The 15,278-nt window shown below is 62.9% G+C and carries 12 protein-coding genes; 10 read left to right on the top strand and 2 right to left on the bottom strand.

The annotated features are described in order from the left end of the window. Positions 1-17: 17 nt before the first annotated feature. The gene (locus EXV95_RS16620) at positions 18-1,268 is read left to right on the top strand and encodes an ATP-binding protein (RefSeq protein WP_255484767.1); all 1,251 of its coding nucleotides are present in this window, start codon (positions 18-20) and stop codon (positions 1,266-1,268) included. Between the two features lie 350 nt (positions 1,269-1,618). Here EXV95_RS16620 and EXV95_RS16615 read toward each other — a convergent pair whose 3' ends face one another. Continuing rightward, complete coding sequence (locus tag EXV95_RS16615) at positions 1,619-2,461, bottom strand: TetR/AcrR family transcriptional regulator (RefSeq protein WP_176887677.1); 843 nt, start codon at positions 2,459-2,461, stop codon at positions 1,619-1,621. A gap of 156 nt (positions 2,462-2,617) precedes the next feature. Between EXV95_RS16615 and EXV95_RS16610 the strand changes: the two genes are divergently transcribed. The 9 genes from EXV95_RS16610 (at position 2,618) to EXV95_RS16570 (ending at position 13,104) form a co-directional block, all read left to right on the top strand. Beyond that, a complete protein-coding gene (locus tag EXV95_RS16610) occupies positions 2,618-3,481 on the top strand; it encodes an ABC transporter ATP-binding protein (RefSeq protein WP_176887676.1) in 864 nt (287 codons plus the stop codon). Continuing rightward, a complete protein-coding gene (locus tag EXV95_RS16605) occupies positions 3,478-4,359 on the top strand; it encodes a branched-chain amino acid ABC transporter permease (protein ID WP_370460082.1) in 882 nt (293 codons plus the stop codon). The genes EXV95_RS16610 and EXV95_RS16605 overlap by 4 nt, the downstream gene beginning before the upstream one ends. A 3-nt stretch (positions 4,360-4,362) precedes the next feature. After that, positions 4,363-5,400, top strand: coding sequence for a branched-chain amino acid ABC transporter permease (locus tag EXV95_RS16600; protein ID WP_176887674.1), 1,038 nt, complete (start codon positions 4,363-4,365; stop codon positions 5,398-5,400). A 17-nt stretch (positions 5,401-5,417) separates the two neighbouring features. Next, complete coding sequence (locus EXV95_RS16595; protein ID WP_176887673.1) at positions 5,418-6,596, top strand: ABC transporter substrate-binding protein; 1,179 nt, start codon at positions 5,418-5,420, stop codon at positions 6,594-6,596. A gap of 13 nt (positions 6,597-6,609) precedes the next feature. Then, positions 6,610-7,428: an ABC transporter ATP-binding protein gene (locus EXV95_RS16590; protein ID WP_176887672.1), complete on the top strand. Its 819-nt coding sequence runs from the start codon at positions 6,610-6,612 to the stop codon at positions 7,426-7,428. After that, on the top strand, positions 7,425-9,227 hold the full coding sequence (locus EXV95_RS16585; RefSeq protein WP_176887671.1) for a long-chain fatty acid--CoA ligase: 1,803 nt from the start codon (positions 7,425-7,427) through the stop codon (positions 9,225-9,227). Before EXV95_RS16590 ends, EXV95_RS16585 begins: the two co-directional genes overlap by 4 nt. A gap of 86 nt (positions 9,228-9,313) precedes the next feature. Next, positions 9,314-10,111 (top strand): enoyl-CoA hydratase/isomerase family protein, encoded by a 798-nt coding sequence (locus EXV95_RS16580; protein WP_176887670.1) that lies wholly within the window; start codon positions 9,314-9,316, stop codon positions 10,109-10,111. A gap of 174 nt (positions 10,112-10,285) precedes the next feature. Next, positions 10,286-11,020 (top strand): gamma-glutamylcyclotransferase, encoded by a 735-nt coding sequence (locus EXV95_RS16575; protein ID WP_176887669.1) that lies wholly within the window; start codon positions 10,286-10,288, stop codon positions 11,018-11,020. A gap of 200 nt (positions 11,021-11,220) precedes the next feature. After that, entirely contained in the window at positions 11,221-13,104 is a 1,884-nt protein-coding gene (locus EXV95_RS16570) for a beta-galactosidase (protein WP_176887668.1), read from the top strand. A gap of 116 nt (positions 13,105-13,220) precedes the next feature. Here the strand turns inward: EXV95_RS16570 and EXV95_RS16565 are convergent, their stop codons facing one another. Next, on the bottom strand, positions 13,221-15,149 hold the full coding sequence (locus EXV95_RS16565; protein ID WP_176887667.1) for an acyltransferase family protein: 1,929 nt from the start codon (positions 15,147-15,149) through the stop codon (positions 13,221-13,223). Positions 15,150-15,278: the final 129 nt, after the last annotated feature.

Genomic DNA, 15,278 nt, shown 5'->3' with positions numbered 1-15,278 from the left:
GCCAGGAACTGCGAGAGATGTTCGCCGAAACGGGCCCTGACTTTTCAGCCCAGCCCTGTCCCGGTGCCACGCTGGCCGACCTGGAGCCGACGTCCATTGCACTGTTCCGGGAACGCTGGGCCCAAAAGAGCGGTGACACGCGCAGGCGCGAACTGAGCGACCTGCAAACGCTGCGCGATGCCGAACTGCTGGTGGACGGCGACCAAGTGAGCTACGCGGCGCTTATCCTGTTTGGCACGCGCACAGGACTCACGCGGTGGCTGGCGCAGGCCGAGTTGGTGTTTGAATACCGCTCTTCGGAATCCGCAGGCCCGGCGGCCGACCGCGAGGAATACCGCGCAGGCTTCTTCGCCTGGCAAGACGCACTGTGGAAAAAGATCAACCTGCGTAACGACCGGCAGAGTTACCAGGACGATTTCTTTCGCATGGACCTGCCCACCTTTGACGAGGTGCCTGTACGCGAGGCCATCCTGAACGCGGTGGCCCACCGCGACTACCGCCTGGGAGGCTCGGTCTTTGTGCGGCAATTTGCCAAGCGATTGGAGGTAGTGAGCCCCGGCGGCCTGCCGCCTGGCATCACGCCTGAGAACATCATCGACCAGCAATACCCGCGCAACCGCCGACTGGCCGAAGCCCTGGGGCGCTGCGGGCTAATCGAACGGTCCGGCCAGGGCTTGAACCTAATGATGGAAAGTGCTGTGCGTCAAGGCAAGCCCCTGCCCAGCTTTGCCGGCACCGCCGCGCACGAGGTGCGGCTGACGCTAGAGGGTGGCGTACGCAACCCGGCGTTTGTGCGGTTCATGGAGCGGCTAGGGGAGGAGACGCTGCGCAGCTTATCTACACTGGACTATTTGGCCCTGGAATGCCTGCAACAGGGTCGGCCCATGGCACCCCAGCTACAGGAACGATTGCCAGCCCTTGCGGAAGTGGGTGCCGTAGAAACTATTGGTAGGGGCAAGACCGCCAAATACATCCTGGCGGCCGCCTTGTATGCGTCGCTGGGCAGCAAAGGCACCTACACCCGGAAACGGGGCTTGGATCATGGAACCAACAAGGCTTTGCTGCTGCAGCATCTCAAAGACCAAGGTGAAGCCGGTGCGCCGTTGAGCGAGTTCAGACAAGTGCTGCCCTCCCTTCCCATGAAGGCCGTCCAAAAGCTCCTGGAGGAGTTGCGCAATGAAGGGGTGATCAATGTTCTCGGTCAGCGGCGCTGGGCCCGTTGGTATCTGTCAGATGCAGCCGTCTTTAAGCCAACTGGCAATACCTAGAGGTAAAGCAATGCTTTATGCCGCAGGATATTTCATATAAATCAACGACTTATAAAACCCAAACCAGCACTAAGAACACGGTAGCGGGTTAAACAACCTGTTTAAGCAAGCCCATCACAGGAAGCCGCTGACGCACCATGCAGCAAAGGCACGGCATTGACGACAACCTGTAATGCTGAGCTTGTCCAAGCGCAGCGTGAGGTTATAAAAAGCTCAACTTAGACGGGTGCGCAAGCATCAGGGATGCAAACGCAACGCCCTGCAAAACGCTATTAAATAGATAGCTATCAAGACATCCCCATCGCGCGGAAGAGGCCAAAAAACCTTGAGATCCTAGCCCCTGGGAGGCATCAGGCCTTGCCGGACCGAGCCGGGGTCTTGGCCTTGGCACCCCCCACCTTGCGCTGGGCGGCAGGGACAGGCACCACCTCCGGCACAGCAGCCTGGGCAGGCCGCCGCAACACCCCATCACACAAAGTCGCAATGCACTGCTGCGCCACCTGCTCGGCTGTGTACTCGCCGCCGGGCTGGTACCAGCGGCCGATCCAGCTCAGCGCACCCGCAATCACAAAGGCCGTAATCTTGGGGTCGCAGGGCTGGATCGAGCCCTCGGCCACGCCCTCGGCCACCAGGCGGCGGAACTCCTGGTCGATGGCGGACTTGAGGCGGCGCAGCTCTTTGCGGCTTTCGGGGGGCACCTGCTCGTCGCCCACGCGGATCAGACACATGCCGAAGTCCATGGTGACGATGCGCGCATACACCTGCATGCAAGTCATGAGCTGGTCGATGGCCTTGCCACCTGCGGCGCGTGAAGCGGCTATGCCTTCGAGCATCATCTGAAGCCCCTTGCTCACGCACTGCAACAGGATCTCGTCCTTGTTCTTCACGTAGTAGTACAGCGTGGGCTTGGTCACGTTCAAGCGCGCCGCAATGTCGTCGAGCGAGGTGGCATGAAAGCCGCGCTCATTGAACAACTGCGCCGCGGCCTGCAGCACGGCGTTGCGCTTGGCCTCGCGCTGTCGTTCGCGGTGCGACACAGGAGCCCAGGGCGAAGCTGCGGCGTCGGGCGCGTCTTCGGGCCCGGGTGCCGGGGCTGCGGATGAGGGCTTGGAGGCCGCGCGCTGGGAGCTGCTGCCGCTGCTCGTGCTGCTTTTGCTGCTGCGTCGGGTCGATGCCGCTTTGGCCTGGGGCATGGGGGGCGATTCCTCGGGAAAGTACGGATGCTGAACGGGGTGGCGGCTTCCAAAATCTACTCACGAGTAAACAGTTTACGCACAAGTAGGAAATTTCTGCAGGGTCTGCAAGAAATTTCTGTTCAGAAGCTGCGAACAACCCGTATTAGAAAGCCAATGGAGACAACCCCTTCCGGCCCCGCTGCTGCCATGCCCCTGCTGCAGGTGCAGGGCGTGACCCTGGCGTTCGGTGGCGTGAAGGCGCTGACCGGCGTAGGCTTTGACGTGCAGCCCGGCTCCATCACCGCCGTCATCGGCCCCAATGGTGCGGGTAAGACCTCGCTGTTCAACACCATCTCAGGCTTTTACCGGCCCAGCCAGGGCTCCATCCGCTTTCAGGGGCAGGACATCACCCGCGTGCCCGCACCGCAGCGCGCCAAGCTCGGCCTGGGCCGCAGCTTTCAGAACATTGCGCTGTTTCGGGGCATGACCGTGCTCGACAACATCAAGCTGGGCCGCCACGCGCACCTCAAAACCAACGTGCTCGACGCGCTGCTGTACTTCGGCCGCGCGCGCCGCGAAGAGGCCGAGCTGCGCCGAGACATCGAAGAACGCATCATCGACTTCCTCGAAATCGACCACATCCGCCACGCACCCGTCTCGGCCCTGCCCTACGGCTTGCAAAAACGCGTGGAGATGGCCCGGGCCCTCGCCATGCAGCCACAGATCCTGATGCTGGACGAGCCCGTGGCGGGCATGAACCGCGAAGAGACCGAAGACATGGCGCGCTTCATCCTCGACGTGCGCGAGGAGTGGGGCGTGACGGTGCTGATGGTGGAGCACGACATGGGCATGGTGATGGACCTGTCGGACCACGTGGTGGTGCTCAACTTCGGCCAGGTCATCGCACAGGGCACACCCGCTGCCGTGCAGGCGGACCCCGAGGTGATTCGTGCCTACCTGGGCGCTGGCGATGTGGGCGACCTGCGCGCCAAGCTGCGGGCCAGCAGCCACTCCACCACCCCGCAGGGAGCCGCATGATGGACTGGGCCTACCTGTTTGAAATCAGCCTCACGGGCATCGCGAGCGGCGGGCTGTACGCGCTCGCTGCGCTGGCCTTCGTGATGGTTTACAAGGCCACGCGCGTCGTGAACATCGCCATTGGCGAGCTGCTCATGGTGGGTGCGTACCTGTTCTTCACCTTTGCCGCCACGTTTGCGCTGCCGCTGTGGCTGGCCATTCCGGCCGCCGTGCTGGGCACGGGCCTGCTGGGTGCCGTGATCGAGCGCACGATGATCCGCCCGCTGCTGGGCGAGCCACCCATCTCCGTCTTCATGGTCACCGTGGGCCTGGCCTCGGTGCTCGTGGGCCTGGTCGAGATGATCTGGACCGCCGACCAGCGCCGCCTGCCCGACTTCATGCCCAGCCAGCCCATCATGGTGGGTGACGCGTTCCTCGCGCCCAAGGTGTTTTGGGGCGCGGTGATTGCCATCGTGTTCATCGCGGCGGTGCTGGTGGTGTTCCGCTTCTGGCGCGGTGGCGTGGCCCTGCGCGCCACGGCCAGCGACCAGGCGGCGGCGTACTCGGTGGGCATCAACGTGCCGCGTGTGTTCTCGCTCGCCTGGGTGGCGTCGGCCATGCTCGCGGCCATCTCCGGGATCATCGTCGGCTCGATTGGTGGCATCTCATCGAGCATGGGCGTGTTCGGCCTGTCGGTGCTGGTGGTCGTCATCGTGGGCGGGCTCGACAGCGTGCTGGGCGCGCTCGTCGGCGGCATTCTCATTGGCCTCATCGAGGCGCTGGCCGGGGCCTACCTGGGCGGCGAATACAAGCTGCTGGCCACCTTCATCGTGCTGGTCGCGGTGCTTCTCGTCCGTCCCTACGGCCTGTTCGGCACGCACGAGATCGAAAGGCTCTAGAGCATGCGCATCGGAACCCTCAAGGAAACCTACATCGCCGACGCGGCGCTGTTCGACTCGCGCACGCAAAAAGTGTGGCTGGCCGTGGGCGCCGCGCTGCTGGTGCTGTTCCCGTTCATGGCCAGCGACTACTGGCTGTACCTGGCCTGCCTGGTCAGCATCAACGTGGCCAGCGCCACGGGGCTCAACATCCTCACGGGCTACACGGGGCTGGTCAGCCTAGGGCAGGCAGCCTTCATGGGCCTGGGCGCCTACACCGTGGCCGTGATGGAAACCAAGGTGGGCACGCCGTTCATCCTGAACCTGCTGGCCGGGGGCTTTGTGGCGATGCTAGGTGGCATCGTGGTGGGTATCCCATCGCTGCGCGTCAAAGGGCTGTACCTGGCGATTGCCACCATTGCCGCATCGTTCATTGCGCACTTCATCTTTGCCAACTGGAAATTCACTGGTGGCACCGGGGGCCTGAGCGTGCCGCCTGCCAAGCTGTTCGGCATGGCGCTCGACACCTCGTTCCGCCTGTATTGGCTGATCGTGCCCGTCACCCTCCTCATGCTGCTGGGTGCGGCCAACCTGTTTCGCACCCGCGTCGGTCGCGCTTTCATCGCCATCCGCGACCGCGACATCTCGGCCGAGGTGCTGGGCATTCCGCTGCTGCGCTACAAGCTGCTGTCGTTTGGCCTGTCGTCGTTTTATGCCGGTGTGGCGGGTGGCCTGTGGGCCTACTTCTTTCGGGTGGTCACGCCCGAGAGTTTTCCGCTGCTCATGTCCATCTTCTTCCTGGCGGCCATCATCGTGGGCGGCATGGGCTCCATCCTGGGCGGCATCCTGGGTGCGGTGTTCATGACCATGGTGCCCGAGCTGCTCAAGCTCGTCGTGGGCCTGCTGCCCGGCGGCACGGAACTCACGGTGTTCCTCTCGCCCGTGCGCACCGTCATTTTTGGTCTGCTCATCATCGGTTTTCTCGTCTTCGAGCCCCATGGCCTGGCCGAAGTGTGGCGGCGCGTCCGTCGTTTCTTCCATCTCTGGCCTTTCAGAAACTAAACCACCAGGAGACACGCATGCACAAGACCCTCACCTCACCACGCCGCCGCACACTGCTGGCCGCCGCTGGCGCCGCCGCACTCACCAGCCCGCTGTCGGTGCTGGCGCAGTCAGGCGAAGACATCGTGATTGGCGGCTCCATCCCGCTCACCGGCGTGTTCGCGTTTGCGGGCGTGGGCATCAACGCAGGCATTGGCGACTACGTGAAGATGGTCAACGACGCGGGCGGCATCAAGGGCCGCAAGCTCAAGTACGTGCCCGAGGACACGGGCTACAAAGTCGATGTGTCAGTGGCTGCGTTCAAGAAGATCACCAGTCAGAACAAGGTCAACCTGTACTACGGCGACTCCACCGGCTTCTCCAAGACCATCAACCCCGAGCTGGACCGCAACGGCAACATCCTGATGGCGGGCGCGTCGTTTGCCACCGAACTCAACGACCCCAAGAAGTACCCCAACCAGTTCCTTGTGGGCCCCGACTACACCGAAATGTTCGGCATCCTGCTCAAGCACATCGCCAAGGAAAAGCCCGGTGCCAAGGTGGCCTTCGTGTACTCCGATTCGGAATTCGGCCGCGACCCCATCGAGTCCAGCGAAGCCATGGCCAAGCAGTTGGGCCTGTCGGTGCCCATCAAGATCATGACGCCCGCTGGCAGCGTGGATGTGTCCACCGAAGTCATCAAGCTGCGCCGCGCAGCCCCGGACTACACCATCTTCCACGGCTACATCCTCGCGCCCATTCCCGAGTTCATCACCCAGGGCAAGCAGCAGGGCATGACCAGCAAGTGGATGGGCACCTTCTGGACCATGGACAGCTCTACCGTGATGAAGATGGGCCCGGACGGCGACGGTTTCATGGGTGTGATGCCTTATCGCTACTACTACGACACCGAGAAGGCGCCCATGCTGGAGAAGATCCGCGCGCTGCGGCCGGAGTACCAGAGCACGGCCTACATCCAGGGCTTCCTCGCCGCCATGTTGTTCACCGAGGCGGCCAAGCGCACGCTGGATGCGGGCAAGCCGCTCGATGGCAAAAACCTCAAGGCCGCGCTCAACAGCATCAAGGACTTCGACACGGGCGGGTTGATCGGCGTGCCAATCACCATCAGCGGCAACTCGATTCCCGTGGGCCGCGTGTACCGCGCCGACATGAAGGCACAAAAAATGGTCGCCGCCTCCGACTGGATCAAGCTCTGACCTTGCCTTTGCCATGACCCCGCATGCCCCGGCCAACGTCCTCGAAGTCAACAACATCGAGGTCATCTACAACAAGGTGGTGCAGGCCCTGCGCGGTCTGTCGCTAGCCGTGCCGCGCGGGGAAATCGTGGCGCTGCTGGGCAGCAACGGGGCGGGCAAAAGCACCACGCTCAAGGCCATCTCGGGCCTGCTGGCGCTGGAGGATGGTGTGGTTGAAAGCGGCAGCATCCACTTCAACGGCCAGCCCACAGCAGCGCTCGCGCCGCAGCAGTTGGTGCGAAATGGCCTGAGCCACGTGATGGAAGGTCGCCGCGTGTTTGAAGACCTCACGGTCGAAGAAAACCTGGTGGCCGCCACCTATGCGCTCACCGGCCGCAAAGATGCGACGCCCGACTTTGACCTGGTCTACAGCTACTTCCCGCGCCTGCACGAGCGGCGCAAAGGTTTGGCCGGCTATCTGTCAGGCGGTGAGCAGCAGATGCTGGCCATCGGCCGTGCGCTCATCGCCCAGCCCCAGCTCATCCTGCTCGATGAACCCTCGCTGGGTCTCAGCCCCAAGCTCGTCGAAGACATCTTCACCATCATCGCGCGCATCAACGCCGAGCGTGGCACCAGCATGCTGCTGGTGGAGCAGAACGCCACCGTGGCCCTGGCCGTGGCGCACCGGGGCTACATCATGGAGAACGGCAAGATCGTGATCGACGGCACGGCCGAACGCCTGGCCAACGACCCCGATGTGCGCGAGTTCTACCTGGGCATGGGTGGTGGCGGCGAGGCGAAAAGCTTCAAGGACATCAAGCATTACAAGCGTCGCAAACGCTGGCTGTCATGAGCACACTTCCCGAACTCACCCTGCCCCAGATGCTGCGCGAGCGCGCACGCACTGATGCGCAGCGCATCGCCATCCGGCAAAAGGACTTCGGCATCTGGAAGCCCTTCACCTGGACGCAGTACCACCAGCGCGCCAGCCACTTCGGCATGGGCCTGCGGGCACTGGGCCTGCCTGCGGGCGGGCATGTGGGCGTGATCTCCGAGAACCGCATCGAATGGGTGCTGGCCCAGATGGGCGCAGGCTTGGTGGGCGCGGTGACCGTGGGCGTGTACCCCACCAGCCCCACCAACGAGGTGGCCTATGTGGTGGGCCATGCCGACATCGAGATCATGGTCTGCGAAGACCAGGAGCAGACCGACAAGCTGCTGGCCGCGCTGCCCGATCTGCCACGTCTGAAAAAAATCGTGGTCATGGAGACCAAGGGCCTGCGCAGCTTTGCGCCCGAGGTGCGGCAGTTCATCACCACCTTTGACGAGGTCGAGCAGCTGGGCGCAGCGTCGGGCCAACAAGCCATCATCGACGAAGCCCTCGCACGCCAGCGGCTCGACGATGTGGGCCTGATGATCTACACCTCGGGCTCCACCGGCAAGCCCAAGGGCGCGATGATTTCGTACCGCAACATCCGGGGCGTGGTGCCTGGCATCGTGGACCGGCTGGAGCTGACGCGCGAGACCACGCACCTGTCGTACCTGCCGCTGTGCCACGTGGCCGAGCAGATGCTGACCAGCTTTGTGCCCGTGTACATCGGCTCGCAGGTGAACTTTGGCGAGTCCATCCGCACCGTGCAGGAAGACCTGCGCGAGGTCGCTCCCACCATGTTCCTGGGCGTGCCGCGCATCTGGGAAAAGCTGCACGCGGCCATCCACATCAAGCTGCAGGAAACGGGTGGCCTGCGCCGCGCGCTGTTCCACAAGGCCTACAACGCCTGCAAGCCGCTGGCCGAAAAGCCGCGCAGTGCCTGGAGCGCTGCCGACAAGCTGACCTTTGCCGCCAGCTACTGGCTGGTGTTCCGTGCGCTGCAGAACTTCATCGGCCTGCGCAATGCCCATGTGGCGCTCACCGGCGCCGCGCCCATTCCGCCCGACGTGGTGCGCTTCTTCCGCGTGCTCGGCGTGCCGCTCATCGAGGTGTATGGCCTGACCGAATCCACCGGCATGGTCACGGGCCACCGGTTGGACCATGTGGTGGTGGGCACCGTGGGCGTGCCCACGCTGGGCGCGGAGCACCGCATTGCCGACAACGGAGAGCTACAGATCAAAGGCGACATGGTGTTCGCGGGCTACTACAAGAACCCCGAGGCCACGGCCAGCAGCATCATCGACGGCTGGCTGCACACCGGCGACGTGGTGCGCGAATCGCAAGGCCAGATCCAGATCGTGGACCGCCTCAAGGACATCATGATCACGGCCGGCGGCAAGAACCTCACGCCGTCCGAGATCGAGAACACGATGAAGGGCAGCCCCTTCATCAAGGAATGCATCATCGTGGCCGAGGCGCGCAAGTTCGTCGGCGCGCTGGTGATGATCGACTACGAGACCGTGGGCAAGTGGGCCGAGGCGCGGCGCATTCCGTTCACGCACTTTCGCTCGCTGGTGGAGCACCCCGAGGTGCGTGTCCTCATCGATGCGGAAATCAACCAGGGCAACCAGCGCCTCGCGCAGGTATCGCAGATCCGCAAGTTCCACCTGCTCACCAAGGAGCTGGACCACGACGACGGCGAGGTGACCGCAACCATGAAGGTGCGCCGCTCCAGCATCTACAAGACCTATGCGGCCGAGATCGAGGCGCTGTACCGCTAGCGCTGGGCTTACCACTTGTCGCGTAGATTACTATCAAAACAGGAGCTATCAGCGCTTATCCATCAAGCGCTAGAGGCCAATTTGACATGAAAACCACCGCCGCCGACCCTACCGCCCCCCTGCTGCTGGAGCGCGACGGCGCCATCGCCACGCTGCGTTTCAACCGGCCCGATGCGCTCAACGCCATCGACGTTCCCATGGCCAACGCCGTCCTCGCCGCCGTGCAGACCGTTGCCGCCGACCCTGCCGTGCGCGCCGTGGTGTTGTGTGGCAACGGCCGGGGTTTCGTGGCCGGTGGCGACCTGGCCACGCTGCGCGCCGACCCGGTGCAGGGTGCCATCGACATTCTCACGCCACTCAACGCAGCACTGCTCCTGTTGGCGCAGATGAACGCGCCCGTCGTTGCGCAAGTGCACGGTGTGGCCGCTGGCGCGGGCCTGAGCCTGCTGCTCATGGCCGACTACGTGATCGCCGCCGAAGGCACACGCCTGAACCTGGCCTACATCAACCTGGGCACCAGCTGCGACGTGGGCGCCTCGTGGGCGCTCCCACGCACCGTGGGCCTGCGCAAGGCGCTGGAGATCGCGCTGCTGGGCGAAGCCTTCACCGCCGACGACGCGCTGCGCCTGGGCCTCATCAACCGCGTCGTGCCTGCCGCCGAACTGGACAGTGCCACCACCACCCTGGCCCAGCGCCTGGCCGCCGGACCTACCGTGGCCTACGGCGCGATGAAGCGCCTCATGCGCGCATCGATGGACCGCACTCTGCCCGAACAACTGGCGGCCGAAAAAGACGCCTTTGTGCATTGCGCGGGCACCGACGACTTCCGTGCGGGGGTGGAGGCTTTTCACCAACGCCAAAGCGCGCAATTTGTGGGCCGCTGATGGCCCATCGCCACGGCGGCGCCCCCTTCTTTCATGGCCTCTGCCGTAACACGTCACCGCGCGCCGCCATCAACACCATCGCTGGAACACTGAGTTGTCAGTCGGCCCATTGATCCAACCGTTCTCGGACCACTACAGTAGAGCTTGCCCCACGATCTCCTGCAGCCCCAGCACATGACGCCCCCTGCCTTTGTGCACCTTCCCGAACTTCAAGGACGGCTCATCCCCGCCCACGCCTGCGGACTGCGGTTGACCGACGAGGTCCTGGCGGAATGGGACGCGCAGGCGCGCAGCCAGGGCCTGCCCATCGATTGGCGCCTGCCCGACGGTGACGTCGAGCGCTCGCGCCGCCAGGTGCTGGCGGGCGTGTCCGAACGCCGGGACGACCTGTGGGTGTTTGCATATGGCTCGCTGATGTGGAACCCCGGCCTGGAGTTTGCCGAAGTCCGCAGGGCGCACCTGCCGGGATTCGCCCGGCGCTTTGCGCTGAGCACCACCATCGGCCGGGGCACACCGGATTGCCCCGGCCTCGTGCTCACGCTGCAGCGCGACGCAACGCAGTCTTGCGACGGGCTGGTGTTCCGCATTCCGGCCTGTGCGGTTGAAGAGGAGTCACGCCTGCTCTGGCGCCGCGAGATGATCACCGGCGCCTACAGCCCCACCCTGCTGCCGTTGGAGACGCCACAGGGTGCTGTCAACCAGGCGCTGGTGCTGACAGCCAATACAGCCCATCCACACTACCGGGGCGACCTGTCCATGCAGGCCACCGCCGCCACCATAGCCAGCGCCTGTGGCCGCATCGGCAGCAACCGCGAATACCTCGATCAGCTGGTCACGCAATTCGGCGTGCTGGGCATCGTAGACCCCTATGTGCATGCACTGGCGGAGATGGTGCAGACGGCCTGCTGAACGGGCTTCCGAGCAGGTGGTGGCGCACTACCTACCCGTGCCGGTGTAGCGCAGCACATGATCAAGGTATCCCTGTTGTTCATGGAACAATGGAATGGAAATCCCTCTTGTTGCCAGCGCTTCGACCGCCCAGCGAGGGGCGCATTTTGTGAATCCAGGCCGCCCAACGCCTCCTACGGAATCTTTCTTCCAGCGCTTTCATGAAAAAAATTCTCCGCATTGCCGCCGTTCTTGTTTCGCTGGTTGCGCTGGCCAGCCAAGCAGCCCCACCTCCACCCGCTCCCGTCTCCAGCATCATCGTCATGCCCTGGGATCTGAATCAGAACCAGAACCTGCCCCGCGAACTCAAGGCCCAGGGCTTCAGCCACGCCACCGTCTATCTCAACTGGTCCGATATCGAAAGTCGCAAGGGCCAGTACGAATTTGCCCAGTACCACCGCCATCTGGATGCCATCGTCAACGGCGGCCTGTCGCTGCTGCTGGTCATTGACATGGGTGGACGCCCCTACAAGGACGAGACGGGCCAGCTCGTGCCCAACATGTCCACCGTGCCGCAATGGATCACCACGGCACATCCAGACATGGCGATGCGCAATTTCTCGGGCGACCCCAGCTGGCAGCCCGACTTCACCGATGCGTCGATCAGGAAGTATGCAGACCCATTCATTGCACAGACGGTCGATCACTTCTCCAAGCGCTACCCCGGCAAGGTCCTGGGCTACGCCATCGGACTGCAGGAAGAGCACGAAATCAAGTACGGGCAGATGGGCTACCAGTGGCGGGACTACAAAGAGTCCACCCAGGATGCGTTTGCCAAAAAGTACAACGCCAAACAGCCCATCATCAACTACAACAACCACATCGCAGCAGGTGTTCCTAAAGCAGAGCCCCTGCTGCACGCCCACAAGGAATTCCGGGAAACCCGGCTCCAGGAAGCCACCTGCGCCTACGCCAATGTGATCCGGAGCAAGGGGGCAGAGGCGATTGGCTACTTTGCAGAAACCTTTACCTCCCACGACGCCATCTACGCCACGGGTGTCGTCGAAAAGCTGGCCCCGTGCATTGACATCGCAGTCATCGACTTCAATTTCTACGATGGCTATGGGCTGGTGGCAGACCCCGATGTGTTGCCCACGCTGGCCAACTACATGGGTTCACTGGGCTACAAGAAAGTCATGGTGGGCGCATATGGTGAGCGGTGGGAAGCAGCCAAGAAGACGCCAGAGCTGATCCCCGTCATCCAGCAGGCGGTGGCCCAGTCGCTGGCCCAGCCCCATGTGATGGGCTACGAGATCGGAGGCTTCCACCACCAGGCAGGTGGGGGGCCGCTGGCTGGCCTGCAGCTGAACAAGCTTCACGCCCGCATTGCCAAGCCGGGCCCCGCCGTCACAGCGGGCACGGAACGCCGGGTCAGAATTGGCATCCTGGGCTCCACCACCAACTTCCACGTGTGGCACGGTGAGAAAAGCGCGGGCAGAAACACCCACCGCGATGCGCTGTTCGCGTCCTACAAGATTCTGAGCAGCGAGCCCGGCATGCAGGTCCATGTCATCGGCGAAAAGAACCTTCTCGCGGACGACCCCATCATCGGGCAGCTGGACGCCATCCTGGTGCCCCACCAGGCCGCCATGCCCCAGAGCATCAAGGCCAAGCTAACCACCTACTGGAAAAACGGCGGGGCACTGATTCAGGACATGCGCCTGGGTGAATTTGACGAAAACGGCAAGCCCACCTTTGACTGGATGCATGAGGTGTTTGGCATTGCCAATATTGAGTGGAAGAAGAACGGCGGCATCTTTCTCATCGACGGGAAGATCTACCGGCTCAAGCCTTCCAAGCAGGTGTATGCGGGGTACGCGTCCATCGTTCCCCGCCCCGGCTACCAGGTGCGGGCGACTGAACTCTTGCAAAAAGACCAGGGAATCATGGTGAGCGGCCAGCGCACTTTGGTCTTTGGTTTCATGCCCCAGCTCATTGAAGACTCGACCCAGGAGTCCTGGCAAAAACTGTTTGTGCGCGCAATCTCCCAGGTCGCGTCGCAGCGGCCAGCTCGCACAGTTTCTGAAGCGCGCCCAGCGCCTTGAGGCAACGCCGATTAGGGCCTCCAGGAGCGACCCACGGGCCGTGACGGAATGCAAGAAAGCGTACCCGCGCCCGCGTTGCCGTTAGCGCCTGGTGAGGGAGTCGGAACACCAGCGGCTCAATTCGCCAACACATCCTCGATTTTGCGGGCCAGGGCCGCCGCCATGAGCTGGCTGCCTGCCGTGGTGAAATGGCCCGAATCGATGTACATCTGAACGCCATTGCGGTTGACGTAGCAGGACTGGGCGTCGCATAGCTCATCGAATGTGTTGAACAACGTGACTCCGTCGATCTGCGCCGCCACCCGCTCCAGCATAGCCTCGTAGTCTTGCCGTTCGGCCTCCACCTCTTGCCTGGAGCGCACACACTCCGCAGGGCGCCGGCGCAAAACGGGCCGTACCCCCTCCGCGCAGCCTGTCACGTTGAGCAGTGGAGACTGGATGGGAATGGTTTTGACCAGCACAACCTTCTTGTGCTTGGCCCGCAAGCGCTGCAGCGTGCGCTGCAGTCCCCGCTCGTACGCCTGCGCGGACGTCTCGGTGTGCCCGGCACCACCGATGCTGCGCAGGCTGTTGCCTGTGAAGTAAATGCTGTACACGTTGGACAACACCACCAAACGAACCTCCGGGTCCGCCTCGATGCGGCGCAGCGCCGCCTCAGTCATTTCGGGTGTCCCCACGTGCTCGGGGTGCGGCACAAAGCCACTGCGGTACCTGACCCCGTCAAGGTAAGGCCACCCCGGGGTGGCGGCTACGTCCAGCCGGTCTCCATACAGCAGCGAAAGGCCATAGACCAAATGCCCGGCGTTACTGTCTCCTACCAACGCGATCCGGCCCTGGCTTTGGATCGTCGACTTGTCATACGCAGGCAGCGCCGCGTTGACAAAAGGCGCTGCGGTCAGCGAAACCTTGCCCACGCTGGCCATCCAGGCCACCGCACCGGTGACTGCCATCAGGCCCAATAGCACCATGGCCAGCACATTCTTTCGGGCTACGCGCGTGGCCAGCGGCTTTTCCATGGCATGGTAGGTCAGCATCGCCAGAAGCACGGAAGCCAAGACCGCCAGATTGCGATGGGAAGACGACCATTGACCATCGCCCAGCAGACGTACAGAAACCAGCAGCGGCCAGTGCCACAGGTACAGCGGAAAACTGATCCTGCCAATGTAGACCACCATCGGGTGCGAAAGCACCCTGCGGTTGAATGACGCCTGAGGCCCCGCCAAGATCAGCATTGCAGCAGCCACGATGACCGGTACCACATAAAAGCCGGGAAACGCGTCGGATTCCATGAACGACAGTTGTGTGGCCACCAGCAAGCCCATGCCGGACCAACCCAAAATGTTGCGAAAAGCGCGCCCGTCGGGGCTCTCTACCCCGTTCTCTACCGCCGGTGCGCGCAGCCACGCAATGCACGCCACACATCCGCCCGCAGCCAGTTCCCACACCCGCCCAAACGGCAGATAAAAACCGGCCGCTTGGTTCTTGCTGGTGAGCACGAGATTGACCACCAGCGAAGCAAACACCACGACCAGCGAGACATTCACCACGGACCGCCGGGTGCGGTGTGCCCATAGCAATAGGACGGGCCACAGCAAATAGAACTGCTCTTCAACTCCCAGCGACCACAGGTGCAGCAGCGGCTTGAGCTTGCTGGCCACGTCCCAATAGCCCGACTCCCAATAAAAATGAACATTGGCCAAAAACAAGACGCTGAACAGCGCCGCCTTGCCCGTTTGCTGGTATTCACCGGCATACATCAGCGCCGGGCCTGCGACCAGGCACACTAAAAATACCAAGAACAGCGCGGGAAAAATTCGGTTGATCCGCCGGACATAGAAATCCCGAATGGAAAACTGGCCTTGGGCAATCTCTCGACGCAATATCGATGTGATGAGGTAGCCGGAAATCACGAAGAACAGGTCTACCCCCACATACCCATTGGGGAGGCTGGCTGGCGATGCATGGACCGCCAGAACCATCAACACGGCGATCGCACGCAGGCCATCGATATCAGGTCGGTATTCAATTTTTGTATGCAATTTCACTGAACACCGCATTCCAAAGGAAAAACTCAGAAACTATACGTTAAATGTCGCATCCCGGACGATTGCATAGACTCCAAACGCTATCCACTCTTCATGGCGCGAGCGGTTCTAAAGGAGTTGATAGAGTCC

The organism is Acidovorax sp. JMULE5 (genome assembly GCF_013376875.1).
In the GTDB taxonomy this organism is placed as follows: domain Bacteria; phylum Pseudomonadota; class Gammaproteobacteria; order Burkholderiales; family Burkholderiaceae_C; genus Acidovorax; species Acidovorax facilis.
The sequence above is the reverse complement of the archived record's forward strand: the minus strand, read 5'-3'. Positions and strand labels throughout refer to the sequence as shown.

What these genes read in the sequence shown, in the direction of transcription:
- EXV95_RS16570 (WP_176887668.1), top strand. Translation starts at nt 11,221, where the DNA reads ATGAAAAAAATTCTCCGCATTGCCGCCGTTCTTGTTTCGCTGGTTGCG.
- EXV95_RS16575 (WP_176887669.1), top strand. Translation starts at nt 10,286, where the DNA reads ATGACGCCCCCTGCCTTTGTGCACCTTCCCGAACTTCAAGGACGGCTC.
- EXV95_RS16585 (WP_176887671.1), top strand. Translation starts at nt 7,425, where the DNA reads ATGAGCACACTTCCCGAACTCACCCTGCCCCAGATGCTGCGCGAGCGC.
- EXV95_RS16590 (WP_176887672.1), top strand. Translation starts at nt 6,610, where the DNA reads ATGACCCCGCATGCCCCGGCCAACGTCCTCGAAGTCAACAACATCGAG.
- EXV95_RS16610 (WP_176887676.1), top strand. Translation starts at nt 2,618, where the DNA reads ATGGAGACAACCCCTTCCGGCCCCGCTGCTGCCATGCCCCTGCTGCAG.
- EXV95_RS16615 (WP_176887677.1), bottom strand. Translation starts at nt 2,461, where the DNA reads ATGCCCCAGGCCAAAGCGGCATCGACCCGACGCAGCAGCAAAAGCAGC.
- EXV95_RS16580 (WP_176887670.1), top strand. Translation starts at nt 9,314, where the DNA reads ATGAAAACCACCGCCGCCGACCCTACCGCCCCCCTGCTGCTGGAGCGC.
- EXV95_RS16605 (WP_370460082.1), top strand. Translation starts at nt 3,478, where the DNA reads ATGATGGACTGGGCCTACCTGTTTGAAATCAGCCTCACGGGCATCGCG.
- EXV95_RS16620 (WP_255484767.1), top strand. Translation starts at nt 18, where the DNA reads ATGTTCGCCGAAACGGGCCCTGACTTTTCAGCCCAGCCCTGTCCCGGT.
- EXV95_RS16600 (WP_176887674.1), top strand. Translation starts at nt 4,363, where the DNA reads ATGCGCATCGGAACCCTCAAGGAAACCTACATCGCCGACGCGGCGCTG.
- EXV95_RS16595 (WP_176887673.1), top strand. Translation starts at nt 5,418, where the DNA reads ATGCACAAGACCCTCACCTCACCACGCCGCCGCACACTGCTGGCCGCC.